At 68.6% G+C, this 25,067-nt stretch carries 20 protein-coding genes; 4 read left to right on the top strand and 16 right to left on the bottom strand.

What is annotated here, in order from left to right; genetic code table 11:
• Nucleotides 1-3: 3 nt before the first annotated feature.
• Both ACFTWF_RS15410 and ACFTWF_RS15405 read right to left on the bottom strand, forming a co-directional pair.
• Entirely contained in the window at nucleotides 4-657 is a 654-nt protein-coding gene (locus ACFTWF_RS15410; protein ID WP_378462071.1) for an ATP-dependent Clp protease proteolytic subunit, read from the bottom strand.
• The gene (locus ACFTWF_RS15405; RefSeq protein ID WP_378462070.1) at nucleotides 654-926 is read right to left on the bottom strand and encodes a helix-turn-helix domain-containing protein; all 273 of its coding nucleotides are present in this window, start codon (nucleotides 924-926) and stop codon (nucleotides 654-656) included. The genes ACFTWF_RS15410 and ACFTWF_RS15405 overlap by 4 nt, the downstream gene beginning before the upstream one ends.
• Nucleotides 927-968: 42 nt before the next feature.
• Here ACFTWF_RS15405 and lhgO point away from each other — a divergent pair, with 42 nt between their 5' ends.
• Nucleotides 969-2,174, top strand: a complete 1,206-nt coding sequence (gene lhgO, locus ACFTWF_RS15400; RefSeq protein ID WP_378462069.1) for an L-2-hydroxyglutarate oxidase — start codon at nucleotides 969-971, stop codon at nucleotides 2,172-2,174.
• A 73-nt stretch (nucleotides 2,175-2,247) separates the two neighbouring features.
• Here lhgO and ACFTWF_RS15395 read toward each other — a convergent pair whose 3' ends face one another.
• The 3 genes from ACFTWF_RS15395 to ACFTWF_RS15385 form a co-directional block, all read right to left on the bottom strand.
• Nucleotides 2,248-2,844 (bottom strand): TetR family transcriptional regulator, encoded by a 597-nt coding sequence (locus ACFTWF_RS15395; RefSeq protein ID WP_378462068.1) that lies wholly within the window; start codon nucleotides 2,842-2,844, stop codon nucleotides 2,248-2,250.
• Entirely contained in the window at nucleotides 2,834-4,354 is a 1,521-nt protein-coding gene (locus ACFTWF_RS15390; protein ID WP_378462067.1) for an MFS transporter, read from the bottom strand. The genes ACFTWF_RS15395 and ACFTWF_RS15390 overlap by 11 nt, the downstream gene beginning before the upstream one ends.
• Nucleotides 4,355-4,422: 68 nt before the next feature.
• The gene (locus ACFTWF_RS15385; protein ID WP_378462066.1) at nucleotides 4,423-5,820 is read right to left on the bottom strand and encodes a cytochrome P450; all 1,398 of its coding nucleotides are present in this window, start codon (nucleotides 5,818-5,820) and stop codon (nucleotides 4,423-4,425) included.
• A gap of 98 nt (nucleotides 5,821-5,918) precedes the next feature.
• Here ACFTWF_RS15385 and ACFTWF_RS15380 point away from each other — a divergent pair, with 98 nt between their 5' ends.
• Complete coding sequence (locus tag ACFTWF_RS15380; RefSeq protein ID WP_378462065.1) at nucleotides 5,919-6,503, top strand: TetR/AcrR family transcriptional regulator; 585 nt, start codon at nucleotides 5,919-5,921, stop codon at nucleotides 6,501-6,503.
• 301 nt (nucleotides 6,504-6,804) lie between these two features.
• On the opposite strand, the gene ACFTWF_RS15375 is transcribed toward ACFTWF_RS15380, so the two are convergent.
• The 7 genes from ACFTWF_RS15375 to ACFTWF_RS15345 all read right to left on the bottom strand — a co-directional run bounded on the left by ACFTWF_RS15375 (nucleotide 6,805) and on the right by ACFTWF_RS15345 (nucleotide 13,653).
• Nucleotides 6,805-7,467 carry an IclR family transcriptional regulator gene (locus tag ACFTWF_RS15375; protein WP_378462064.1) on the bottom strand — a complete coding sequence of 221 codons (663 nt, stop codon included), beginning with the start codon at nucleotides 7,465-7,467 and terminating at the stop codon, nucleotides 6,805-6,807.
• Between the two features lie 36 nt (nucleotides 7,468-7,503).
• A complete protein-coding gene (locus ACFTWF_RS15370) occupies nucleotides 7,504-8,652 on the bottom strand; it encodes a CaiB/BaiF CoA transferase family protein (RefSeq protein ID WP_378462063.1) in 1,149 nt (382 codons plus the stop codon).
• A 15-nt stretch (nucleotides 8,653-8,667) separates the two neighbouring features.
• Nucleotides 8,668-9,819, bottom strand: coding sequence for an acyl-CoA dehydrogenase family protein (locus ACFTWF_RS15365; protein WP_378462062.1), 1,152 nt, complete (start codon nucleotides 9,817-9,819; stop codon nucleotides 8,668-8,670).
• A gap of 524 nt (nucleotides 9,820-10,343) precedes the next feature.
• Entirely contained in the window at nucleotides 10,344-10,613 is a 270-nt protein-coding gene (locus tag ACFTWF_RS15360) for a hypothetical protein (RefSeq protein WP_378462061.1), read from the bottom strand.
• 44 nt (nucleotides 10,614-10,657) lie between these two features.
• On the bottom strand, nucleotides 10,658-11,359 hold the full coding sequence (locus tag ACFTWF_RS15355; protein WP_378462060.1) for a heavy metal-responsive transcriptional regulator: 702 nt from the start codon (nucleotides 11,357-11,359) through the stop codon (nucleotides 10,658-10,660).
• Between the two features lie 242 nt (nucleotides 11,360-11,601).
• The gene (locus ACFTWF_RS15350) at nucleotides 11,602-13,065 is read right to left on the bottom strand and encodes a glyceraldehyde-3-phosphate dehydrogenase (RefSeq protein ID WP_378462059.1); all 1,464 of its coding nucleotides are present in this window, start codon (nucleotides 13,063-13,065) and stop codon (nucleotides 11,602-11,604) included.
• 384 nt (nucleotides 13,066-13,449) lie between these two features.
• Nucleotides 13,450-13,653, bottom strand: coding sequence for a cold-shock protein (locus ACFTWF_RS15345; RefSeq protein ID WP_005244612.1), 204 nt, complete (start codon nucleotides 13,651-13,653; stop codon nucleotides 13,450-13,452).
• Between the two features lie 230 nt (nucleotides 13,654-13,883).
• Here ACFTWF_RS15345 and ACFTWF_RS15340 point away from each other — a divergent pair, with 230 nt between their 5' ends.
• Entirely contained in the window at nucleotides 13,884-14,717 is an 834-nt protein-coding gene (locus ACFTWF_RS15340; RefSeq protein WP_378462058.1) for an alpha/beta fold hydrolase, read from the top strand.
• Between the two features lie 20 nt (nucleotides 14,718-14,737).
• Here ACFTWF_RS15340 and hutG read toward each other — a convergent pair whose 3' ends face one another.
• Genes hutG through ACFTWF_RS15320 form a run of 4 tightly spaced genes read right to left on the bottom strand, consistent with a single transcriptional unit; the run spans nucleotide 14,738 to nucleotide 20,140 of the window.
• On the bottom strand, nucleotides 14,738-15,700 hold the full coding sequence (gene hutG / locus ACFTWF_RS15335; RefSeq protein ID WP_378462057.1) for a formimidoylglutamase: 963 nt from the start codon (nucleotides 15,698-15,700) through the stop codon (nucleotides 14,738-14,740).
• On the bottom strand, nucleotides 15,697-16,920 hold the full coding sequence (gene hutI / locus ACFTWF_RS15330; RefSeq protein ID WP_378462056.1) for an imidazolonepropionase: 1,224 nt from the start codon (nucleotides 16,918-16,920) through the stop codon (nucleotides 15,697-15,699). The genes hutG and hutI overlap by 4 nt, the downstream gene beginning before the upstream one ends.
• 47 nt (nucleotides 16,921-16,967) lie before the next feature.
• The gene (hutU, locus tag ACFTWF_RS15325; protein ID WP_185727703.1) at nucleotides 16,968-18,644 is read right to left on the bottom strand and encodes a urocanate hydratase; all 1,677 of its coding nucleotides are present in this window, start codon (nucleotides 18,642-18,644) and stop codon (nucleotides 16,968-16,970) included.
• A gap of 59 nt (nucleotides 18,645-18,703) precedes the next feature.
• Nucleotides 18,704-20,140, bottom strand: a complete 1,437-nt coding sequence (locus ACFTWF_RS15320) for a purine-cytosine permease family protein (RefSeq protein WP_378462055.1) — start codon at nucleotides 20,138-20,140, stop codon at nucleotides 18,704-18,706.
• Nucleotides 20,141-20,368: 228 nt separating this feature from the next.
• Between ACFTWF_RS15320 and ACFTWF_RS15315 the strand changes: the two genes are divergently transcribed.
• The gene (locus ACFTWF_RS15315; protein ID WP_378462054.1) at nucleotides 20,369-25,048 is read left to right on the top strand and encodes an NAD-glutamate dehydrogenase; all 4,680 of its coding nucleotides are present in this window, start codon (nucleotides 20,369-20,371) and stop codon (nucleotides 25,046-25,048) included.
• Nucleotides 25,049-25,067: the final 19 nt, after the last annotated feature.

Genomic DNA, 25,067 nt, shown 5'->3' with positions numbered 1-25,067 from the left:
GGATTACTTCCCGTCGACGGAACGCGCGCCGGTGACGGTATGGATCAGCCCGTAGTCGCGCGCCTCGTCCGCGGTGAGGATCCGGTGCTCGCGCATGTCGCCGATCACCGTGTCGAGGGGCTGCCCGCAGAAGTCGGCGATGCGCTGCTGCAGTCGCCGCAGCTGCTGCTCGTGCTGTTCGGCGGCGACCGCGACGTCGGACGCCGGACCGACGCAGGACGTCTGCGGTTCGCGCAGGTGGAAGCCGGCATGCGGTGCCGCCGTCCGCCGGCCGGCCGGCGCGAGGAGGGCCACCGCCATTCCCCGGACGTCGCCTCGGCAGTGGACGTGGAGCGGGACGCCCATCAGGTCCAGGGTGTCGAGGAGGGTGGCGGCCGCATCGACGTCCGCGTCGACGCCCTGCAGCCACAACTGGACCTCGTCGTCGCCGGACGCGTCGAGCAGCGCCAGCGACGCCGCCGCGCGGTTGGTGGCCTCGGCGTCGAGTCGGCCGGTGAGCGACACGATCCGCTTGTCGAACAGGCGCTCGGCCAGCCAATCGGGGCCCGGGGCGGCGATCGACGTGCCGTGGACGGGTTCGGACGGCTGCCGCGGATCCGGCTGCCAGGGTGTGGGGAACGGCGGGACGGACGGTGGGGTGGGTGGTGGCCAGATCATGGTGATGACTCCCGGTGCGCTGAGATCGTCCAGTCGACCGTCCGGCCCACGGCCTCCGCATACCGTTCGAGCGTCGACAGGCGCGGGTCGACGTCGCCGCGTTCGAGCCGTGCCACCGCCGACTGCGACGTGCCCATGTGGGCGGCGATCTCCGTCTGCGTCAGACCGCGCTCGCGGCGGGTGGTGACGAGTTCGTCCAGCAGCGCTCGACGCCGATCGGACACGTGCTCGAGTCCGGGAAAGGACGTGCGTCGAGGGGTGGTCGACATACCATCGATGATATCTCGAAAACGGTATATGGAGGGGTGGTCATGGCGAAGGTTCGTGCGGCCGTCGTCGGCGGCGGCATCATCGGTCTGGCGGTCGCCCGGGAACTTCTGCACCGCATGGACGGCGTCGAGGTGACGGTGTTCGAGAAGGAGACCCGGGTCGCGGCCCACCAGACCGGCCACAACAGCGGCGTCGTCCACGCCGGCTTGTACTACCCGCCCGGCAGCCTCAAGGCGCGCCTGTGCCGCCGTGGCGTCACCCTCCTGCAGCAGTATGCGCAGGACAAGGGTGTGGCCTACGAGGAATGCGGCAAAGTGGTGGTGGCCCACGACCCGTCCGAAGTCGCGCGGATGGACGCCATCTACGACAGGGCGATCGCCAACGGGGTCCCGGGTATCCGGAAGCTGCCGGGGGAGGAGATCCCCGAGATCGAACCGCACGCACGGGGTGTCGCCGCCGTGCACTCGCCGCACACCGCGATCATCGACTACGTGGCGGTCGCGGAGGCTCTCGCCGCGGACATCACTGCCTCGGGTGGGCGCGTGCTGCTCGACCGGGAGGTCGTGGGACTGGACAGCCGGGCGGCGGACACGGTGGTCACCACCCGGGACGGCACTGCGGGCTTCGACCTGGTGGTTACGTGCGCCGGCTTGCAGTCCGACCGGGTCGCGCTGATGTCGGGCGAACCGCGATCACCGCGGGTGGTGCCGTTCTTCGGCGACTACTTCCTGCTCGAGCCCGCGCGGTCGTCGCTCGTGAAGGGGCTCATCTACCCGGTGCCGGACCCGCGGTACCCGTTCCTCGGGGTTCACCTGACCAAGCGCATCGACGGCCGGATCATGCTGGGCCCGAACGCGTTTCTCGCCTTCGGACGCGAGGCCTACGACCGCCGGGGGTGGTCGGCGTCCGACCTGATGTCGGCGGTCGGGTTCCCCGGATTCTGGCGGTTCGCGGTACAGAACACGGCGGCGGCAGTCCGCGAGGCCCGGACCGTCCTCAGCACGGGCGAGTTCGTGAAGGAGGCGCAGAAGTACGTGCCCGACGTGCGCCGCGCCGACGTCACCCGCGGGCCCCGCGGTATCCGCGCGCAGGCGATGAACGCCGACGGCAGTCTCGAGGACGACTTCGTCATCACCGGAACCGACCGCGTCATCCACGTCCGGAACGCGCCGTCGCCGGGTGCGACGTCGTCGCTGGCCATCGCCGAACACGTCGTCACGGAAGCTCTCGCCCGCGCCTCGGCCTGACCGGGCCTCGCCCGATGTCACACCGGTGCAGTCGAAGTAGACCGATGCGACATCGGGCGACCGAGTGTGGGGGCTACGACGTGGTGTTCCGCCCGAGCGGCAGTCCGTCCTCGAGGAATTCCAGTGCGCGCAGGGCGAGCGGCAGATTCCCCGGCAGCAGATCGACCACACCGAGGACGACGCCGACGATGGCCCCGGCGAGCGCGCGGACCTCGAAGTCGTCGGCGGTGCGCCCGACCCTGCGCGCCGTGACGCCCGCGATCATGTCGATGCTGCGCACCATTTCCTGCATGATGGCCCCGCGCAGTTCCGGGACCGAGTACAGCAGTTCCTGACGCGTCCGCTCGAACTCCATGTCGTCCTCGGACAGGCCGGCGAAGACGGACTCGGCCGCCTTCCGGAACGCGGTGATCAGCGGGACATCCGGCGGTTGAGCCTCGATGGCCTCGATCATGGGCGGATCGAGATCGTCGGCGAGGACCAGTTGTTCCTTGGTGGGGAAGTAGCGGAAGAACGTGCTCGGCGACACGTCCGCGGCCTCCGCGATCTGCTCGATCGTGGTTTCGGCGTACCCCTGTTCGCCGAACAACCGAAACGCCTCGGAACGGATGGTCAGCCGCGTGCGCGCCTTCTTCCGTTCCCGGAGACCGGGGCGGGCATCAATGGACATGTACCGATTCTGACTCATCCTGGGCACTGGCCGGGGTGTCGCGGGGCGTGAACCGCGCCGCGAGCACGACCGCGACGGCGCAGATGCCCGCGCAGATCCACAGCATCAGACCCATCCCGGACACGAACGCCGTCTGGACGTGCGCGAGAACCGACGGGTCGCCGGTCGCCTTGGCCACCGCGACACCGGCGTTGACCCCGTCGCGGACCGGAGGCACGTCCAGCTCTCCCAGTTCGGACCGGTAGCGGGTGGCGAGGACGGTGCCGAGCACCGCGACCCCGATCGTGCCGCCCGCCTGCCGCAGCGCCTGGATCAGGGCGGAGCCGGAACCGGACCGTTCGTTCGACAACGCACCCAGGGCCGCGCCCATCGCTGCCGGCATCACGAAACCCATTCCCGCGCCGACGAGCGAGATCCATGCCGCGGTGAACCAGTACGCGGACTCGACGGAGGTCGTCGCACCGGCCGCGAGTCCCGCGGTGAGGAGGACGAACCCGATGACGATGACCGGCCGGGCGCCCGCCCGGCGCAGCAGTTGATCGCAGAGCCGGGTGCCCACCAGCAGTCCGCCGATCAACGGCAACAGCCGGAGACCGCTGCCCAGCGCGTCGACCCCGAGCACGGCCTGGAAGTACTGCGGCACCGTGAAGAACAGCCCGAACATCCCGAAATTGACGAGGGTGGTGAAGATCGTGCCCCAGCGGAACCCGGGGCTGGCGAACAGCGACATGTCGATCAGCGGGTGCCGCGACCGCCGCTCCCACATCGCGAACAACCCCAGCACCACGACACCCGTCGCGATCGACGTCCAGGCCAGGGCGTCACCCCAGCCGTCCTGGCCGGACTTGATGAAACCGTAAGTGAGGCTGAGTAATCCGAGCGAAGACAACACGGCGCCCAGGTAGTCGGTGGTCGACCGTTCCTCGCTGCGGGACTCCGGTACCAGCGCGGCGACGGCGAGCGCGCCGACGACGACGAGCGGCACGTTGATGAGGAACACCGATCCCCACCAGAAGTTCTCGAGCAGCCACCCGCCGAGAATCGGCCCGAGGGGCAGGCCGATCGCGGTGGACGTCACCCAGATGGTCAGGGCGCGCGACCGTTCGTCCGCGTCGGGGAACAGGACGGGCAGCACCGCCATCGACAGCGGCATCATCACCGCGGCGCCCAGCCCCAGCAGGGTGCGTCCCGCGATCAGCTGCCCCGACGTGCTCGCATAACTGCAGAGCAGCGACGCGAAGCCGAACAGGACGAGTGCGCCGAGCAGAAGCTTCTTGCGGCCGTAGCGGTCGCCGAGCGCGCCCGCAGGCAGGAGCGCCGCGGCGAGGACCAGCGTGTACGCCGAACTGAACCATTGCAGTTGCGAGTTGTTCGCCCCGAGATCGACTGCCAGCGTCGGCAGCGCCACCGTCAACACCGTGATGTCGAGACCGATGGTCAGCATGGCAACGGACAGGGCACCGAGCGCCCACCAGCGGCGAGGGACTTCGTTTACCGTCGTTGTGCTCATGACAGCTCCACTCGAAAGGAAGTTACTATATTTTGATAGTAACCCTCACTTTGAGGCTGTCAAGACGGTCAGCGCCGGCGTATCTGCAGGGTGAAGCCCTCGGGCATGAGGGTGAGCCGTTCGGCGACCTTCAACCGGTAGTCGGGGTCGCCGACGATGTCGTACCGGCGCAGGATCGTGCCGAGAACCAGCACCGCCTCGTGGAGGGCGAACTGCCGTCCGATGCAGGCGCGCTCGCCGGTCCCGAACGGCTTGTACACGTGCGCGGGCCGGGACCGGATGCGCTCGGGCAGGAAGTTGTCGGGGTCGAACGCCTCGGGATCGTCACCCCACACGGGGTCGCGGTGCAGGGCGGGGATGAGGACGAGAACCCAGTCGCCGACCTTCATCGGGTACTTGCCCACGAGGGTGGTGTCGACGGTCGCCTCCCGGCCGTACGCGGGGGCCGTCGGCCACAGCCGCAACGCCTCGTCCAGCACCCTCCGCACGTAGCGGAGCTTGGCGATCTGCTCGAATGCCGGCTCGTCGTCGCCCCAGACCTCGTCGACCTCCGCCTGCGCCCTGGCGAGCACCTCGGGATGTCGCGACAGGTAGTACAGGGCGAACGACAATGCGCCCGAGGTGGTCTCGTGCCCCGCCACGAGGAACGTGACCACCTGGTGGCGGATGTTCAACTCGTCGATCCGGTTGGGGTCGTTCTCCCGGGCCGCCCGCAGCATGAGTTCGAGCAGGTCCTCGGGGCCCGCGTCGGCACTGTCCCGGCGGGCGCGGATCACCTCGTCGACGACCTCGGCCATGTGCTCCAGATTGGCGACGTTGCGGCGATCCGACCGTCGCGCCAGCTGTCGTCCGAGTGCCGTCGACTTCACGAACGTGGTGCGCTGCGAATGGCTCAGTGCACCGACCATCGCCTGCACGAACGGGTGCGGCCGCTCCCGGGTGAAGGAGTCGAAGGAGTAGCTGAAACCGGTGCGGCCGATGGTCTCGAGTGTCAGCTTCGTCATGTCCGAGGACACGTCGACGGGTGGGCCGTCCAGGCGCTGGTCCCAGTGCTCCGTGAGCTCGCCGGCGACGTCCAGCATCGTGCGGTGATACGACCGCATCGCGGATTTCGTGAACGCCGGGGCGAGCAGATTGTGTGCCTTGCTCCAGTTCGGTTCGTGGTTGTACGCGGTGAACAACCCGTCGCCGCCCACCTCACGCAGCGATGCCACGCCGGGCGCCAGGTGCTTGGCGAATCGGGATTCGTCGGAGAGTTCCGCCACCATGTCTGCGCCGGACGCGAACACGAACCGATTGCCGAGGACGTTGCGCTCGAAGATGGGCCCGAGTTTCCTGCCGATCTCCATCGAATTCTGCAGGGGGGTGCGGATGCTGATTCCGAAGAGGTCGCCGAAGACGGGAAGGCGCCATCGAGGATGCGGGATGGACGCTTCCGCCGTGCTGCGCATTGATTCGACGCTCATTGTCGACCCCCGTGTCGATGTGGCCTGCGTTACTGAATTGATGTCTAGTACGCAAGGTACGCCTTACTGAACCGGTGTCAAGCAGTACGGTGGCTGGCATGACCAGCGCCCGCCGTCGACTCGCCCCGGAACAGCGCCGGGCGCAGTTGCTCGACATCGGAGCGCGGCTGTTCGCGGACCGCCCGTACGAGGACGTCTGGATCGAAGAGGTCGCGGAACTCGCCGAGGTGTCGCGCGGTTTGATGTACCACTACTTCCCGACGAAACGGGACTTCTTCGCCGCGATCGTCGAACGCGAATCCGAACGACTGCTCGAGGTGACGGCCCCCGACTCCACCCTCCCCGTCGAGGAACAGGTCGCGGCGGGTCTCGACGCGTACTTCGAGCACGTCGCCGGACACCGGCACGGAGTGCGGGCCATCAACCACGGAGCGCTCTCGGCCGACGCCGACATCCGGGCCATCGTGGAGCGGGAACTCGACGCCCAGCAGCGGCGCATCGTCGACGCCCTCGATCCGCCCGGCAGTGAACGCGAACTCGTCGGCATCGCCGTGCGCGGATGGATCGCCTTCGTCCGCGCCGTCTGCATGGACTGGCTCGACCACCCCGCTGTTGCGGAGACCGAGCTACGTGAACTCTGCCTGCGCTCGCTGCGGGGCATGCTGGGCGGACGGCTCGACTGATCTCGTCGCGGCGTTGGGGTCAAAGGCTGGCGCGGAAATGAACCAGTTGATATTCAACGTGAAATCCGTTCCGTGAACAGCCCGCTGCCAGATGTCCTGGCCGATGAGGATGCCGAGGGTGTAGACGACCCGAGCACACGCGGAGTACTGGGTCGCACGGAACCGGCTCCGTCCGATCCTGCCCGCGTCGTTCGGTTACCAGGCGCCGTTCTCGCTGATCTACCGGCGCGGCCGGGCCCGCGAACCGATGGTCCTCACGTTCCGGGAATTCGTCGGGACCAGCATGGACAGCTGACCCCACTCACGGGGTGGGGGACCCCAGTTCCGCCGACAGGGCGCGGCACCGCTCGGCGAGGACCAGACCGTGCTGCGCGCAGAGGGTGTCATCGAGGCGGAACGTCGGCCCGACGACGCTGAGAGCGCCCACGATCCGGCCCACCGCGTCGTAGATCGGGGCCGCCACGCCGGTCGAGTGGTCCTCGATGGTGTCGTGGGCGATCGCGTATCCCTCGCTCTGCAGGTCGCCCCGCAACGCGGCGCCGACGGCCGTGCCCACGAGCGGCACCGTCTGGCCCACCCAGCCCATGTGCCGGATCGCGTGGGTGCCCTCGATCTGCGCGAGATACAGGGCAGTGCCCTTGGGACCGTGCGTCGACAGGTACGTCGATTCGCGGGTCTCCTCCGCGATCGCGACCATCGCCGGCCGGGCCCGGGACAGCAACTGGTTGTCGCTGATCGCCCGGGCGCCGATCTGGAGAAGTCGCGGCCCGGCCCGGTAGACGTTGTCGTCGCCGCGGACGAGGAACTCGCTCTGCTCCATGCTGCGGATCAGGCGCAGCGCCGTGCTCGTCGCGAGCCCGGCGGCCTTGGCTGCGTCGCCGAGCGTCAGCCCACCCTGCTCGGTGATCGCGCCGAGCAGTTCGAAGGTGCGGCTCGCGCTGCGGGTCACATCGCCGGGGGCCATGGTGCGTCTCCTGAGGTCGCGGGTGTCGGCGTGAATCTACCGTGATCCGATTTCCGACAGCAGGGGTTGCCGGTGTTCGTCGAGGAGCGGACTGCGGCGGACGCCGGGACGCGCGCTGTCGCCGAACACGACCGGCTGCCGGACGTAGTCGATCGTTCCCGCGACCGGATGATCGAACGACTCCACGAGCCGTCGATGCCTGCTCTGCTCGGACGACAACGCCTGTTCCACGTCCCAGATCTCGGAGCTCGCGAGTCCGGCCGCACCGAGGACCGCGACCGCCTCGGCGACGGTCTTGTCCTTCGCCCAGATCTCGATTTCCGTGCGCAGGGCGGGTTCGTGTTCGGTGCGGGACGTGTCGTCGGCGAAACGGTTGTCGCCGAGCAGGTCTGCACGATCCATGGTGTGCGCCAGCTTCTCGAACCCGGCCTGGCTCGCGACGGCGAGGACGAACAACCCGTCCGACGCCCGGTACGTGTCGAACGGGGTGGAGACGGGATGGCGATTGCCCACTCCCGCCGGTGCGACCCCTGTTGCCTGCAGCTGGCTGTGCGCGGTGGGGAGCATGGCCAGCATGCTGTCGAACATGGCGACGTCGAGGTGCTGCCCCACCCCCGATTGGCGGGTTCCGACCAGTGCGGAGCTGATGCCCCAGGCGGCGAAGAGTCCCGCGACGAGGTCACCGAACGATTCGCCGAGCCGGGTCGGCCCGGATTCGGGGGAGCCGGTGATGCTCATGATGCCGGACATCGCCTGGACCACGAGGTCGTAGGCGGCCGAGCCGGCGAGCGGCCCGTCCTGCCCGAAACCGGAGATCGACGCGTAGACGAGGCGGGGGTTACGGGCGTGCACGGTGGCGTAGTCGATGCCGAGCCGGGCGGTCACGCCGGGCCGGAAATTTTCGACGAGGACGTCCGCCGTGTCGAGGAGATCGAGCAGCACCTGACGATCCGCAGAGTCCTTGAGATTCAGTGCCAGCGAGCGCTTTCCACGGTTGAGTACGTTGAAGTAGATGCTTTCGCCGTCGCGGAACGGTCCGAGGTGCCGCGAGTCCTCGCCGGTGACGGGCTCGATCTTGACGACGTCGGCGCCGGCGTCCGCGAGCAGCGCCGTGCAGTACGGTCCGGCCAGGACGCGGGAGAGGTCGACGACGCGGATGCCGTCGAGGGGAGGCAGGGTAGGCATGGAGGTGGGCCCTTCTCAGAAATCGGTGGAGCGCGGGGACGGCGCGTTGGACGCGATGGTGAGCAGCTGGATCTGCGAGGTGCCCTCGAAGATCCGCAGGATCCGGCAGTCACGGTAGAGGCGTTCGATCTCGGACTCGCGCATGAAGCCGGCGCCGCCGTGGATCTGCACCGTCTGGTCCACGATCGAGAAACAGGCCTCCGTGGCCACGTATTTCGACACAGAGGCGGCGCGGCGCAGATCAGCTCCGGCATCCTTCACGTCGGCCGCCCAGTCCGCGGTGACGCGGGACGCGACGAGTTGCGCGTCGCACGCGCCGAGCAGCAGCTGGACCGCCTGGAACTCGGCGATGGGGTGGCCGAACTGCTTACGTTCGGCAGCGTAGGAGCGGCCCAGTTCCCAAGCGCGCAGCGCGATTCCGTTGGCCATGGCGGCCACGTCGATGCGGGCCCGGTTGAGGGCGGTGAGCGCGATGTTGCCGCCGCGGCCCTCGGTTCCCACGACGGCGTCGTGGGGGAGCACCACGTCGTCGAGGTACACGGTGTAGGTGGGTGCCGATCGGATTCCCAGTTTGTCCTGCGGCTCGGAGTAGCTCACGCCGGGTGTGCCCTGGGGGAGGACGAACGCGGTGATGCCGCGGAAGCCCGCCGACGGATCGGTCTTGGCGAACAGGACGACCAGATCGGCCTCCTTGGCATTGGAGATGTACGTCTTCGACCCCGACAGGTGCCACCCGTCGTCCTCGCGCCGCGCTGTCGTGCGCATCGACGCGATGTCGGAACCGGCGTCCGGTTCGGTGAGGGCGAACCCGGCGAGCAGTTCGCCGGACGCGAGCCGGGGCAGCCACCGCCGCTTCTGCTCCTCGGTGCCGCCGACGAGGATGGGCTCGAGCCCCAGGTAGTGCGCGGTGTAGATCGACGCGAGGGCGGCGTCGGTGCGGGCCACCTCCTCGATCGCGATCAGCTGCGTCTTGGTGGACAGGCCCAGGCCGCCGAATTCCTCGGGCACCGAGATCCCCATGAGGTCCTGTTCGCCCAGCCGCTTCACCAGATCGGCCGGGAACTCCCGCGTCTCGTCGCGGAACGCGGCGCCGGGGTGGATCTCGCGGTTGGCGAACGCACGCACGGTGGAACGGAACTCGGCGGCATCGAGCAGCTGATCGGACACGGGAACTCCTGTCGACAAGATCGAAATTGCCATCTAGTGAAATGGCAATGCCACTTAGCGGCATGTCGACTATGAACGAGGACGCCGAATTTGTCCAGGGGTCATCGGTGTCGTCCGCGACGTTCTCGAGGACGTGGCGGTGACCGGCGAGCAACCAACCAGTGCCGATCGCTGATCGTCCCTACAGCGGAAAGTTCATGGTGCATACCTCGCCGTAGGGCGGATTCCAGCGGTCGTCGCAACGCACATCGATTTCCTGGCGGGCTCTACCGGACTGAGGCTCGTGGGTGCCGGAATGAGGGGTCACCAAACAGGCCCGGTTACTTGGGAGCCTGCGAGGCGACAACCACCAGGAGTGTGACGCCATCAGCGGCACCATGATCGACGTGACGGCGTCGGAAACCTTCCTGCCCAATGGTGCACGGGCGGAACAGAACTGCGTCACCCACGCCAAGGCCAGGGGGATGACGATCAACACCACGAACGCCTCCACGGCATTCTCACCCGCCAACCTCGACAACGGGTCATCGCGGTTCGGCGGTGATGCGCTGGTTCACACCCCCACCCACAGTGGGCATCTCCAGATCCACCGGCGACGACGCGACCTCACAGGACGTGGAGGCGCGGCGGCGGCGCACCACCGCCAGCAGCATCAACACGGCGAGGATCGCGGCAACCGTCAAGGCCGGCACCCACACCGCCCCGACCGCGGACAGCACCGACAATCCCCCCAGGGCGGTGAGGACGGGCCGGGCGCAGCACAGCGAGCAGGCACCGACTGCGGTAACGCCCACCCCGATCGCTCTCCACCCTGTGGGTCCTCGCCATCGAGGTGTCGTCATACCTTCGCCCCGAACAGCTCGGTCAGCAGCGCTTCTGCGGTCTCCGGAGCGCGCACGGTCAACTCCAGCTCATCGGGGCTCAGGTGCATGGTGAAGCCGAAGAAGGCGCAGCAGCCTTGTTCCGCCACGGCCAGGCGCGCCACATCGGCGACCAGATCCGGATCGGCCGGCAACGTCACCCGTATGCCACCGCCGATCTCCTCGCGCCCGGTGGCCGAGTCCAGCACCTGCTGCCACTGCTGGGCCCGCTCGCTGTACTCGTCGCCGCCCAGGGTGCAGGCCACCGGTGCGTCTTGCCACAGTTCTCGGGCCGGTGACGGTTCCGGCCGGAGGCGTTCGAGGGTCAGGGGTATCGGCGCCGACGATGGGCCGGTGACGCACCCGCAATCCGGTCGGCAGGCGCCGGACGGCGCTGGTTCGGCAAGGTCGGCGCGGACACCGGCGAGGTGCGCCGAGAACGCCGTCAGCTCCGCGATCTGGTTGTCGGCGTCGGTGATTCGGTCGGTGACCAGGGGAAGCATCCGTTGCCGAAGCTCGGCGCAGACTCCCTGCCCCCAGACCTCGAGCAGGCCGGTGGCGGCGGTGAATTCGTGGTGGCGGGCCAGTTTGGTGCCCTGATCCCAGGTCACTGATCGGGCAAGCTGCCGCGGGAGTCCCTGCATCACGGCGATGAGGGCGCCCCGGACGACCCTGACCATGCGGTCATCACCCGACGCACGTGGGCTGAAGGGTCGGGTTCGTCTGGGCATTCGTCGCCGACCTCGATCGGCCGCATACTCGGTCTATCGAAAAACGGTAGCGCCCGCCCAGGGCCGCGTGTGTTGGTCGCGATGCGGGTGATCCGTTACCCGTCGGAATCGGTGAGGCATAGCTGCGCACCGGGATGCGGGCGACCACTGCGAATGATCACCCGCATCCCGTCCGGCCAGTCCTGCGGACGCTAGGCGATCGTTCCGGCGGCAGCGGTCGCGTCGACCGCCGGGTAGATGGGGTACTCCACGCCAGAGAGGTACTGGACGGTGCGGACCACCTGGCAGGAGTAGCCGAACTCGTTGTCGTACCAGACGTACAGGATGGCAGTGTCGCCGTCGACGATCGCGGCATTCGCATCGACGATGCACGCCGCGCGCGAGCCGATGAAGTCACTGGACACGGCGTCGGTTGCCGCGGTGTAGTCGAGGTTCCGGCTCAACGCTCCGGTGAGTGATTCCTGGCGAAGGTGCTCCAACACTTCATCTTTGGTGGCCTCGCGACGGAGCTGAAGGTTGAGGATCGCGACGGACACGTCCGGCGTGGGCACGCGGATCGAATTGCCGGTGATCTTGGCCTGCAGGTCGGGAAGCGCCTTCGCAATAGCGGAGGCCGCACCCGTTTCGGTGAGGACGAGGTTGAACGGCGCCGATCGGCCGCGCCGGTCGGCCTTGTGGTAGTTGTCCAGCAGGTTCTGGTCGTTGGTGAACGAGTGCACGGTCTCGACGTGGCCCCGCACGACGCCGAACTCGTCGTCCATGGTCTTCAGCGGCGGGACGATGGCGTTCGTGGTGCAGGACGCGCACGACACGATGCGTTCGTTCGGATCGACGTCGCGGTGATTGACGCCGTGCACGATGTTGGGGACGTCACCCTTGCCGGGCGCGGTCAGCACCACCTTCGCCACACCGGGGCGGAGGTGCTGCGACAGCCCGTCGCGGTCACGCCAGATTCCGGTGTTGTCGATCAGGATCGCATTGTCGATGCCGTACTCGGTGTAATCGACACTCGTCGGATCGTTGCTGTAGATGAACTTGATGATGTTGCCGTTGGCGATGAGCGCATTGTTCTCGTCGTCGACCTTGATCGTGCCGTTGAACTGACCGTGGACGGAGTCGCGGCGCAGCAGTGACGCACGCTTGACCAGGTCGTCCTTGCCGCCCTTCCGGACGACCACGGCACGCAGGTTCAGGCCGTTACCCGAACCGGCCTTCTCGATGAGCAGGCGCGTGACGAGTCGACCGATACGCCCGAATCCGTAGAGGACCACATCCTGGGGCTGCGCGGGGCTCGTCTGGGCACCACCGACCAGGTCGGCGAGGCTTTCCGCCACGAACTCGGGGATCGGCGCTCCGCCACCGTGGGCGTGGTAGGCGGTCACCAACAGACCGAGATCGATCTTCGACGGCCGCAGATCGAGGCTGGTCAGCGCCTCGAGGAAGGGGAACGTCTCCTCGACGGAGAGCTCGTCGCCACGGATCTGTCGGGCGAAGCGATGGGTCCGCAGGATCTTGATGACCGATTTGTTCACCAGCGAGCGGCTGTGCAGCAGAATCGTCACCGAATGCCTGCGGTGCAGACCGCCGATAATCGGGATCATCGCTTCCGCGAGAGCTTCCTCGGAGTTCCACTGCGTCAGTTCCGCTGTGCTCACTGCGTTCCTCTGGCTTTCTGGCTCATTGGCGTGCTCGGGGGTCGGACGCCGGTCGGGATGAGACGCACGTCATACACCCATGTTGCGGAGAACGGCGTGCGCACCACCCAGCATATGGAAGCGCCTTTTCGCGGCGACAGGCACCAGGCACCAGGCACGCACCGGTTGCTTCGGCTACGGGTATCCCGGTTGGAGGGGAACGGTGACCGGGGACTTGGCCGGCTCGAGGACGACGCCGACGGGACCTACACCGGGGCCGTCTACGTGGCGGCAGCCAGGTGGGAAGTTTCGGCCTCTCGAGATAGCTGTCCCGGGGCCTGCTACGACAACGAGGCCGCACCTCTCGGGTGCGACCTCGTCGTCACAGTGTTATCGGGGCGTCGCTCAGACGGCCCGCACGTTCTGGGCCTGCGGGCCCTTCTGGCCCTGTCCGACCTCGAACTCCACCCGCTGGTTCTCCTCCAGCGACTTGTAGCCGCTGCCCGAGATCTCGGAGTAGTGAACGAACACGTCCGCGCTACCGTCGTCCGGCGCGATGAATCCGAAGCCCTTCTCGCTGTTGAACCACTTCACAACACCCTGCGCCATACCGTTCACTCCCTGAGTTGCCGCCCGGGATCTCACATCGAGACCCCGTTCGCGTAAATCTCATCCTGTCATCTAGCCGCGCGTGCTTCCAGTGGTACGCCCACGAATCCTCCGGATCCGGGGCTCAGGGGAGGTCGTGGGCAGAAATTTCCCCCACGACGACCGATGATTCTGCCCGTCGGGGGCAGTCCTACCTGTGACCGATGATCACCTGCAACGAGGAGAACTCGATGAATTCCGCATTTACCGCCACCACCCAGGCCCGGACCCTCGACGTTCCCGGCGCGAGTCTGTACTACGAGGTCCGGGGTGCGGGCCCGGTCGTGGTGCTCGTCGGCGCCCCGATGGACGCCGATTCCTTCGCGCAGGCGGCCGAGCTGCTCTCCGCGGATCACACCGTGGTGACGACGGATCCCCGGGGCATCCACCGCAGCCCGGTCGACGACCGCGACCAGGATTCGACGCCCGAGATGCGCGGCGACGACCTGGCCCGGATCCTGACGCACCTCGACGCGGGACCGGCCGTCGTCTTCGGCTCCAGCGGCGGCGCCGTCAGTGCTCTCGCGCTCGTGCAGGCGCATCCCGAGCTGGTGCACACCGTGGTGGCGCACGAGCCGCCGCTGGACGAACTGCTGGACGACCGCGAGGAACTGCGGGTGAAGACCGACGAGATCATCGACGCGCACCTCGCCGGGGATGTCGTGGGGGCGTGGCGGAAGTTTCTGGTGCTGGCGAACATCGACCTGCCCGAGCCGGTGTTCCAGCAGATGTTCGCGGGCGAGCGCGATGCGCAGACGGAGGCGGACGAACACTTCCAGCACGCGCACATGCTGCGTCCGACCACCCGGTGGTGCCCGGACGTCGCCGTCCTGAAGTCGGTGCCGACCCGCGTCGTGGTCGGCCTCGGTGAGGCGTCCGCCGGCCAGCTCTGTGACCGCACCTCGCGGGCTCTCGCCGCGGAACTCGGCATCGAACCCACCATGTTCCCCGGCGGTCACATCGGTTTCGCCGAGGACCCGGCCTCGTTCGCCACCCGTCTGCGCGCCGTGCTGCGGGAGGGCTGAGCGGACGGTGTCGAGCGACGTCAGCGCACGATCGGGACCCGCTTCGTGACGATCCGATGAAGCAACCGCGCGGCGGTGCGCGCAGTGCGGTTGTCGATGTCGAACGACGGATTGAGTTCGGCGACATCGCAGACGGCGAGCTTGCCGCTGGCGGCGACGGCGTCGCACACGAATTGGATCGTCTCCGCGGGCACACCGTACGCGGCGGGGGCGCTCACCCCCGGTGCCACGGCGGCGGGAAGGACGTCGAGGTCGATGGTGAGGTAGACGAGATCGACGTCGGAGAGGAACTCGCTGACGAACACGGCCACCCGGTGCCGGTCGGAGACCGAGCACTCGTCGTCCAGGAGGTACCGGACGTCGTACCCCCGCGCGGTGTCGAACAGTGCGGTGGTGTTGCTCGGCTGGCTGATGCCGAGCACCGAGTACTGGAGGGCGGTGCCCGCCGCGTGCTCCTGTTCGAGAATCTGCCGGAACGGGGTGCCCGAACTCGGAGCCGGATCGGACCGCAGGTCGAAGTGGGCGTCCAGGTTCAGGATCCCGATCCGCCGCTTGGGCGTCCGGACCGCTGCCTGCGCCAGACCGAGGTACGTCCCGTAGGCCACCTCGTGGCCGCCGCCGAGGACCACCGGGAACTGGCCGGCGTCGAGTGCCGCGGCCACCACGCCGCCGAGCGCCATCTGCCCGGCCTCCAGACGATTGTCGGTGACCGCGACGGTGCCGGCGTCGTACGCGCGGAGCGGCTCGGCGAGCGCCATCGACGACAGCGCGCCCCGCAACGCGTCCGGGCCGCGGGCCGCCCCGCGGCGTCCCTTGTTCCGCTCCACGCCCTCGTCGCACGCGAAGCCGACGAACACGCACGCGCCGGGTTCGGAATCGTCGCGAAGTGGGGTCACCGACTGGTGCCAGCGCAGGTGGTGACTCGACGTGCCGTCCACCCTGCCGGTCCAGGGAGGTGGGGGGATCAACAGGTTCTCCATCATCGCAGTGCCCTTTCCTTCTCGTGGATGGTGTGCGCGGACCAGGCGAGTTCGCCGCCGCGCCACACATCGCTGACCAGGGGGACGCCGGGCCGGTAGGCCAGGTGTAGGTAGGACGGCGCGTCGAGGGCGAGGGCGTCGGCCCGCGCGCCGGGACGCAGGACCCCGATGTCGTCACGCTGCAGCGCGCGGGCGCCGCCCGCCGTCGCCGCCCAGATCGCCTCGTCCGGGGTCATGTGCATGTCGCGCACGGCGATCGCGATGCAGAACGGCAGGCTGGTGGTGTAGCTGGTGCCGGGGTTGCAGTCGGCACCGAGGGCCACCGTGACGCCCGCATCGAGCAGGGCCCGGGCGTCCGGGTACTTGTTCCGCGTGGAGAAGTCGGCACCCGGCAGCAGGGTGGCGACGGTCGAACTCTGTGCCAGCGCGTCGATGTCGGCCTGCGTGGTGTAGCAGACGTGGTCGACGGACGCGGCCCCGAGTTCGACGGCGAGCTGCACTCCGGGACCCTCGCGGAGCTGGTTGCCGTGGACCCGGGGGATCAGCCCCTTCGCCATCCCGGCAGTGAGCACGGCGTGCGCCTGATCGCGGTCGAACGCGCCGGTCTCACAGAACACGTCGATCCACTTGGCCTGCGGTGCACAGGCATCGATCATCTCCGCGCACACCATGGCGACGTAGTCGTCGGCGCGGCCCGCGTACTCCGGCGGCGGCACGTGCGCGGCGAGCAGCGTCACCTCGTCGGTGAGGGACGCTGCGATCCGCGTGCTGCGCAGTTCGTGCTCGACCGTCTGCCCGTACCCGGTCTTGCATTCCACGGTAGTGCTGCCCGACCGCAGCGACTCGTCGAGCAGCCGCCGCGTATTCGACTGCAGCTGTTCGTCGGTGGCGTTGCGGGTGGCCTCGATCGTGTTGCGGATGCCGCCCGCGGCGTACGGCTGCCCGGCCATGCGCGCCGCGAATTCTTCCGCACGCTCCCCGCCGAACACGAGATGCGAATGGCTCTCGACGAAGCCGGGCAGCACCGCCCGGCCGTCGAGATCGTGCCCGATGTCCGCGGCCGGTGCGGAGCCGGCGCTGCCGACCCAGGCCACCACGCCGCCGTCGAAGACGACGGCGGCGTCGCGGATCAGCCCGAGCGGACCTTCCCCCACTGTCGGGTCGTTGGTCACCAGGGTGCCGATGCCGGTCAGCGCTGTGGAGCGGGAGGTGTTCGCCGTCACTGCTGTTCCTTCCAGTGGTTCGAAAATACGGTCGCTCGGGCCTGCGGTCATCCTTCGGACATCGGCACACGGACGCCGCGCTCGCGGGCGACGTCGGCGGCGTGGTCGTAGCCGGCGTCGACGTGCCGGATGACACCCATGCCGGGATCGTTGGTCAGGACCCGCTCGAGCTTCTCGGCGGCCAGGTCGGTGCCGTCCGCGATGCACACCTGACCGGCGTGGATGGAGCGTCCCATGCCGACGCCGCCGCCCTGGTGGATGGACACCCACGACGCCCCCGACGCGGTGTTGACGAGTGCGTTGAGCAGGGGCCAGTCGGCGATCGCGTCGGAGCCGTCGAGCATGGACTCGGTCTCGCGGTACGGGGACGCGACCGATCCGGAGTCGAGGTGGTCGCGGCCGATGGCGACGGGTGCGGACAGCTCACCGGATGCCACCATCTCGTTGAACTTCAGGCCGGCCTTGTGCCGTTCGCCGTAGCCGAGCCAGCAGATCCGCGCGGGCAGGCCCTCGAACGCCACCTTCTCGCCTGCCATGGTGATCCAGCGCTTCAGGTGCTCGTTCTCGGGGAACAGTTCGAGGATCGCCTTGTCGGTGGCCTCGATGTCCTTCGGGTCGCCCGACAGCGCGGCCCAGCGGAACGGGCCGAGGCCCTCCTCGAACAGCGGGCGGATGTAGGCGGGGACGAATCCGGGGAAGTCGAACGCGCGGTAGTAGCCGGCCTTGCGGGCCTCGTCGCGGATGGAGTTGCCGTAGTCGAACACCTCGGCGCCCTTGTCGAGGAAGCCGACCATCGCGGCGACGTGGCGGGCCATCGACGCGCGGGAGTCCTCGGTGAACTTCGCCGGGTCCTTGTCGGCCATCGCCTTCATGTCGGCGAAGTCGATGCCGAGCGGCAGGTACGACAGCGGGTCGTGCGCCGACGTCTGGTCGGTGACGATGTCGATGGGGGCGTTCATGGCGAGCAGTTCGGGGAAGATCTCCGCGGCGTTGCCCTCGAGGCCGATCGACAGCGGGCGCTTCGCGTCGCGCGCCTCGATCGCCAGACGCAGGGCGTCCTGGACGTCGGTGGCCTTGGTGTCGAGGTACTTGTGCGCGATGCGGCGGTCGATGCGGGTGACGTCGCAGTCGACGCAGATCGCGACGCCGTCGTTCATCGTCACGGCGAGGGGCTGCGCGCCGCCCATGCCGCCGAGTCCCGCGGTCAGGGTGATGGTGCCGGCGAGCGAGCCGCCGAAGCGCTTGCGGGCGACCGCACCGAACGTCTCGTACGTGCCCTGCAGGATGCCCTGCGTGCCGATGTAGATCCAGGATCCGGCGGTCATCTGCCCGTACATGATCAGGCCGAGGGCGTCGAGCTTGCGGAACTCCTCCCAGTTGGCCCAGTCGCCGACCAGGTTCGAGTTCGCGAGCAGCACACGGGGCGCCCACTCGCTGGTGCGGAACACACCCACGGGCTTGCCGGACTGCACCAGCATCGTCTCGTCCGACTTCAGCGTCTTCAGCGTGCGGACCATCGCGTCGAACGCTTCCCAGCTGCGCGCGGCCTTACCGGTGCCGCCGTAGACGACGAGGGAGTCGGGATGCTCGGCGACCTCGGGGTCGAGGTTGTTCATCAGCATGCGCAGGGCGCCTTCTTGCTGCCAGCCGAGGGTCGTCAGTTCGGTGCCGCGGGGCGCCGACACGTGGCGGGGTCCGGAAACCGGAGGCGTCGTGGTGGTCATGTCGTGTACTCCTTGATGGTCGAACGGGAGAGAGGGAAAGGTCTGGGGGTCAGCGTGTTTCACAGGCGTGAATCGGCCATGGCGGTATTCGCCGGATAGATCATCGATGCGGGTGGGTTGCTGCTGCGCCGCGCGAGCGGGTAGTAGAGAGCGCCGGTGAAAACGATGCCGACGATCCACGAGATGTCCGCGCCGCCCAGCATGTCCGTGACCGGACCGGTGTAGAGCTTCTGCGCGAGGAACGGGATCTGCGCGACGACACCGATGGCGTAGCAGCTCATCGCCGTCTTGTTCCAGCGACCGTAGCGGCCCGCCGGGTCGTATAGCGCCGGGATGTCCACGCGCTCCTTGGAGATGAGGTAGTAGTCGATCAGGTTGATGGCGCTCCACGGGGTGAACACCATCAGCAGCACGAGGACGAAGTTCTTGAAGTTGTTGAGGAAGTCGGCGCTGGCACCGATCGCGATCAGCATCGACACCGCGACGAACCCGATGATGTACAGGGTGCGTGCCCGGGACGAGATGCGCGACTGTCCGTTGAAGGCGGTCACCGTGGTGAGGATCGACATGAATCCGCCGTAGGCGTTGAGGCAGTTGACGGTGAGCTTCCCGACCAGGATCACCAGGTAGATCATCAGGGCGATGACGGCGGGTCCGGCGAGTTCGCCGATGAAGCCGACCTGGTCGCTGAGGAACGCATCGCCGGCGACGGCGGCGACGAGCGCGCCCAGCGTCATCGACCACTGTGAGCCGATCACGCTGCCCGCGAACGTCGACCAGAAGGTCTTCCGTTCGCTCGTCGAGCGCGGCAGGTAGCGGGAGTAGTCCGCGACGTACGGTCCGAACGTGAGCTGCCAGCCGGCTCCGAGCGAGATCGCCAGCAGGAACGTGACGATGTCGAAGCCCTTGATCCCGACGAACGCGGCCACGTCGTATTCGGTGAACAACCGGATCAGAAGGTAGGTGAAGCCGATGATGCCGACGACGGTCGCGACCTTGCCGACCACGTGGATGAGTTTGTATCCCGTCACCGCGACGAACGCGGTCATCGCACCGAAGATCAGGATGCCGACGGTCGGGTTGTCGATGTGGAGGATCTCGTTCACGGCCTGGCCGGCGAGGACGCTGCCGGTCGCGGCGAACCCGAGGTACATCAGGACGACGAGGACCAGTGGGAGGACGGCGCCGAGAACACCGAACTGCGCGCGGCTCGAAATCATCTGTGGCAGACCGAGGCGCGGTCCCTGGGCGGAGTGCAGCGCCATCACGGCGCCGCCGAAGAGGTTGCCGATCAGCAGGCCGACGATGGCCCACAGTGCGTCGGCGCCGAAGACGACCGCGAGGGCGCCGTCGACGATCGCGGTGATCTGCATGTTGGCGCCGAACCAGAGCGTGAACTGGCTGCGCGGAGATCCGTGGCGCTCGTCGTCCGGGACGACGTCGATGGTGCGACGCTCCGGCGCGAGGCTGATCTCGGGAGGTCCCTCGTGTGTCATAGGCCTTGTTCTCTCTGTGACGAGTCCGGCAGCTTCTGGTCGGTCCCGGGTGCTCTGTCCCATGTCCTGAATCCAGTGTGCTCTGACTCACGTTTTTTATCGCCTTAGATGTATAGTCCTGTATAGACAACCCCCTGTCAAGCGTTCTCCACGGATCCAGCCGAGAGGCGTGCCGGCCCGCCACTGCACCAGTCGGGAGTGTCGATGCTTCCGACGGAAGGTACTGACATGAGAGTAATTTCGACGTCCTCACATTCGCTCGAGGGCGATGAGCAGCTGTTTTCCGATCCGGACGCCCGCAGGCGCGTCCTCGACCTCTACCTCCGCGCCGCCGGGCGTCCCGCCGCCGACGACGGAGATCCGGCGGCGCGCGAGCGCATCGCGCACACCCATCTGGACACCGGGCGACTCCGGATCCCCGGGACCGCCGTGGTGCGGGGCATCGATGCCGCCGACCCCAGCGGAATCGGTCCGGCCGTGCAGATCGTCACCGACGACATGGCCCTGCTCGTCGAATCGGTGCTCCTGACCGCCGCCAAGGTCGGTGCCCCGATCGACGAGGTGCTGCACCCGGTACTCGTCGCCCGCCGGTCGGCGTCGGGACAGCTGACCGACCTTCTGCCCGCCGCCGACCCGGGAACGGCGGAGTCGTGGATCCACGTCGGACTGCGCCCGGACACCAGCGACACCGTCGTCGCAGCACTCGTCGCGGCGCTGGACACCGTCCTCGCCGACGTGCGCCGGGTGGACGTGGACCTGGCGCGCATGCGCGAACTCCAGATCCAGGTCTCCGACCATCTCGACACGCAGGCCGGGCAGGACGCGCTGTCCGACGAACTCCGGGAAGCCGCCGACTTCCTGCGCTGGTGCGACGCCGGCAACTTCACCGTCCTGGGATACGCGCGGTACGGCACCGACGGCGTACCCGGGGAGACTCTGGGCGTGCTCCACGACCGGGACGATGATCGTCCGCAGGCCGCGGAATCCGGGCCCGTTCTCGCGATCGGGCAGGCGGCGCTCCCGGTGTCCGTGCACCGGTCGTCGTATCCGTCCGTGATCGGGGTGCGGGCAGGCGGAGTCGAGCATCGCTTCGTCGGCGCGTTCACGCCCGCTGGCCGACACGAGAACGTCCTCGACATCCCCGGGGCGGGGCGCCGGGTGCGGGCCCTCCTCGACCGCGCCGGCTTCGACGTCGGCTCCTTCTCCGGGCAGGCCGTGCTGCAGGTCGTGCAGGCGCTGCCGCTGACCGAGTTGTTCGCGGCGAGCCCGGACTCGCTGCATTCGGCCCTGACCGAGGTCGCGGGCATCACCGCCCGCGAGCACATTCACCTGTTCCTGCGCACGGATGCCGTCGGCGACAGCATGTCGGCGCTGGTGTTCATTCCCCGCGATCGGTACAACACCCGCACCCGTCTCGCGGCCCAGCGTGTGCTCCTGGACGAACTGGACGGCACCGCCGTCGAATACACCACCAATGTGTCCGAGTACCCGCTGGCCGTCGTGCACTTCACGATGCGGGTCCCGGCGGGCACCGCGGTGACGGACGCACGCCGCCTGGACGTTCAGCGCCGGATATCCCGGGCCTGCCGGACATGGGAAGACCGGTTCCGCGGACACGCCGGCGCGGTCCCGCGCGACCTCCTCGCGCACTACGCGGACCACTTCCCCGAGGGGTACAAGCACGATTTCGACACCCCGCGCGCCCACGCGGATGTGGCGGTGTTCGAGAGACTGACCGACGGCGCGATCGATACCCGGCTCGAGACGAACGAGGCCGACTGGCGTTTCACGCTCTTCGTCGGCGGCGCGCCCGCCTCCCTCGGCGACGTGCTCCCGATCCTGCAGAGCCTCGGTGTCGCCGTGCTCGACGAGCGCCCGTACACGGTCGTGAACAGTCGCGGAACAGACTGCTGGATGTACGAATTCGGGATTCGCCACGCGGCGCCGGGACCGGTGGACGACGGGCTGCCGCGACGCTTCACGGAGACGTTCGCCGCGGCCTGGGAGTCGCGGGCCGAGGCGGACAGCTTCAACGAGCTCGTACTCCGGGCGGGCCTGGACTGGCGTGAGGTGGAGGTGCTGCGGGCCTACGGGCGGTACCTCCGGCAGGGCGGTTTCCCCTACAGTCAGAACCACATCGCCACCGTCCTCGGTGATCATCCCGCGATCTCGCAGGAGCTGATCCGGCTGTTCGCCGCCCGGTTCGACCCGGACGGCACGGCGGAGGGCAGCGACGTTGTCGCCTCTCTGGAAACGGCGATCGGCGACGTGCTCGGCCTCGATGCCGACCGCATCCTGCGGGCCTATCTGACCGTGGTCCTGGCGACGCTCCGCACGAACCGCTACGCGGACCGGGGCCGCGAACGCGGCGTCCTGTCGTTCAAGTTCGATCCGCAGCGGATCCCGGAACTGCCGCAGCCGCGGCCGCGTTTCGAGATCTACGTCTACTCGCCGTGGGTGGAGGGCGTGCACATGCGCTTCGGCGCCGTGGCGCGGGGAGGCCTGCGGTGGTCCGACCGCAAGGAGGACTTCCGCACCGAGGTGCTCGGCCTGGTCAAGGCGCAGGCGGTGAAGAATTCGGTGATCGTGCCCGTCGGCGCGAAGGGCGGGTTCGTCGTCGCGCGTCCGCCGGTCCCCACCGGCGACCCGCAGCGGGATCGGGACGCCCAGCGCGCCGAGGGGGTTCGCTGCTACCGCAGCTTCATCAGCGGTCTGCTCGACGTCACCGACAACGTGGACCTCGCGAGCGGAGCCGTGATTCCGGCACCGCGGGTGGTGCGGCACGACGGCGACGACACGTACCTCGTCGTTGCCGCGGACAAGGGCACCGCGACGTTCTCCGACATCGCCAACGACGTTGCCGCGCAATACGGATTCTGGCTCGGCGACGCGTTCGCGTCGGGCGGATCCGTCGGTTACGACCACAAGGCGCTCGGCATCACCGCCAAGGGTGCGTGGGAGAGCGTGAAGCGGCACTTCCGGGAGATGGGTGTCGACACGCAGTCGCAGGAGTTCACGGCCGTCGCGATCGGCGACATGAGCGGCGACGTGTTCGGCAACGGCATGCTCGCCAGCCCGCACATCCGGCTCGTCGCCGCGTTCGATCACCGGCACGTGTTCCTCGATCCGAATCCCGACGCCGCCACTTCGTTTGCGGAGCGGGAACGGCTCTTCGCGCTGCCGAGGTCCTCGTGGGCGGACTACTCGCCCGGACTGATCAGCACCGGCGGCGGCGTGTGGGAACGATCCAGGAAGAGCGTGCCGATCAGCGAGGAGGCGCGGCGCGCGCTCGGACTGAGCCCCGGGACCACCGAACTGTCCCCGCCCGACCTGGTCCGCGCCATCCTGCGGGCGCCGGTCGACCTGCTGTGGAACGGCGGGATCGGCACGTACGTGAAGGCGGGCACCGAAACCCACCTGGACGTGGGAGACAAGGGCAACGACGGCGTCCGCGTCGACGGCGCCGACGTGCGCGCCCGGGTGGTCGGGGAGGGCGGCAACCTCGGCTTCACCCAACTGGGGCGCATCGAATTCTCCCGGGCCGGCGGACGCATCAACACCGACGCTCTGGACAACTCCGCGGGCGTGGACTGCTCCGACCACGAGGTCAACATCAAGGTCCTGCTCGACGCCCTCGTCAGCGGCGGACGTCTCGCCGCGGAGGACCGCGCCGCTGTGCTCGCCGGCATGTCCGGTGAGGTGTCGGCACTCGTGCTCGCCGACAACGTCGCCCAGAACGACGTCCTGGGCACGGGCCGCGCCGACGCCGCCGCATCGATCACGGTGCACGGCCGGCTCATCGGCCACCTCGAAGGCCGCTACGGGCTGGACCGCGCCATCGAGGTGCTGCCGTCCCGGAAGGAGATCGCCTCCCGGGAACGCGCCGGGACGGGACTCACCTCGCCCGAACTCGCGACGCTGATGGCACACGTCAAGCTGGCCCTGAAGTCGGACCTCCTGTCCGGCGACCTACCCGACAGCCCTGCGTTCGCCGACGCCCTCGCCGGCTACTTCCCGCGCCGGCTGAGGGACACCTTCGGCGACGCCATCGGCGAACACCCGCTGCGCCGGGAGATCGTCGCGACGGTCCTCACCAACGACGTCGTCGACAACGGCGGCATCACCTACGCCTTCCGGCTGGGGGAGGAGGCGGGCGCGAGCAGCGCCGACGCCGTGCGGGCGTTCGCGGTGGTCTCGACCGTGTTCGACCTGCCGTCCCTGTGGAACGACATCCGGGACGCGGGGCTGGACGCCGCCCTCGCGGACGAACTGACTCTGTTCACCCGCCGGCTTCTCGACCGTGCGTCGCGGTGGATGCTGACCCGTCGGCCCCAGCCTCTCGCGGTCGGGGCGGAGATCAGCCGATTCCGCGACCGCCTCGCCGAGCTGACGCCCCACGTCGCGGGGTGGCTGTGCGGTGAGGATGCGGAGAACCTCCGGAGCCGCACCGCCGCGCTGGTCGCCCGCGGGGTTCCCGCGGACCTCGCCGGACGTGTGCAACTCCTCCTCGATCGGTTCGCGCTCCTCGACATCGTCGAGATCGCCGACATCACCTCACGCGACCCCCGCGAGGTCGCGCAGGTGTACTACCGGCTGGGGGAGTACCTCGGGCTGGTGCACCTGCTCGTCGGCGTATCGCAGCTGGGCCGGGGCACCCGGTGGAACGCGCTGGCCCGGTTGTCGTTGCGTGACGAGCTGTACGACACGGTCCGGGCACTGTGCCTCGACGTGATCGCGGGCGGTGAAGCCGTGGACACGGCCGAGCAGAAGATCGGGGAGTGGGAGGACCGCAATGCGGCCCGGCTGGCGCGGGCGCGTCATACGCTCGACGCCGTCACGGAATCGGGTGAGCACGACCTGGCAGCCCTCTCCGTCGCGACCCGGCAGTTGCGCAGCATGGTGAGGTGACACCGGCCGCACCGCGCGA

It is taken from the genome of Rhodococcus sp. NPDC056960 (genome assembly GCF_042674125.1).
GTDB lineage: Bacteria > Actinomycetota > Actinomycetes > Mycobacteriales > Mycobacteriaceae > Rhodococcus_F.
Note: the sequence above shows the minus strand (reverse complement) of the source record. Positions and strands in the feature narration are given on the sequence as shown.

Coding starts and splice junctions, on each gene's coding strand:
- ACFTWF_RS15410 (WP_378462071.1), bottom strand. CDS start 657: ATGATCTGGCCACCACCCACCCCACCGTCCGTCCCGCCGTTCCCCACA.
- ACFTWF_RS15405 (WP_378462070.1), bottom strand. CDS start 926: ATGTCGACCACCCCTCGACGCACGTCCTTTCCCGGACTCGAGCACGTG.
- lhgO (WP_378462069.1), top strand. CDS start 969: ATGGCGAAGGTTCGTGCGGCCGTCGTCGGCGGCGGCATCATCGGTCTG.
- ACFTWF_RS15395 (WP_378462068.1), bottom strand. CDS start 2,844: ATGTCCATTGATGCCCGCCCCGGTCTCCGGGAACGGAAGAAGGCGCGC.
- ACFTWF_RS15390 (WP_378462067.1), bottom strand. CDS start 4,354: ATGAGCACAACGACGGTAAACGAAGTCCCTCGCCGCTGGTGGGCGCTC.
- ACFTWF_RS15385 (WP_378462066.1), bottom strand. CDS start 5,820: ATGAGCGTCGAATCAATGCGCAGCACGGCGGAAGCGTCCATCCCGCAT.
- ACFTWF_RS15380 (WP_378462065.1), top strand. CDS start 5,919: ATGACCAGCGCCCGCCGTCGACTCGCCCCGGAACAGCGCCGGGCGCAG.
- ACFTWF_RS15375 (WP_378462064.1), bottom strand. CDS start 7,467: ATGGCCCCCGGCGATGTGACCCGCAGCGCGAGCCGCACCTTCGAACTG.
- ACFTWF_RS15370 (WP_378462063.1), bottom strand. CDS start 8,652: ATGCCTACCCTGCCTCCCCTCGACGGCATCCGCGTCGTCGACCTCTCC.
- ACFTWF_RS15355 (WP_378462060.1), bottom strand. CDS start 11,359: ATGGTCAGGGTCGTCCGGGGCGCCCTCATCGCCGTGATGCAGGGACTC.
- ACFTWF_RS15345 (WP_005244612.1), bottom strand. CDS start 13,653: ATGGCGCAGGGTGTTGTGAAGTGGTTCAACAGCGAGAAGGGCTTCGGA.
- ACFTWF_RS15340 (WP_378462058.1), top strand. CDS start 13,884: ATGAATTCCGCATTTACCGCCACCACCCAGGCCCGGACCCTCGACGTT.
- hutG (WP_378462057.1), bottom strand. CDS start 15,700: ATGATGGAGAACCTGTTGATCCCCCCACCTCCCTGGACCGGCAGGGTG.
- hutU (WP_185727703.1), bottom strand. CDS start 18,644: ATGACCACCACGACGCCTCCGGTTTCCGGACCCCGCCACGTGTCGGCG.
- ACFTWF_RS15320 (WP_378462055.1), bottom strand. CDS start 20,140: ATGACACACGAGGGACCTCCCGAGATCAGCCTCGCGCCGGAGCGTCGC.
- ACFTWF_RS15315 (WP_378462054.1), top strand. CDS start 20,369: ATGAGAGTAATTTCGACGTCCTCACATTCGCTCGAGGGCGATGAGCAG.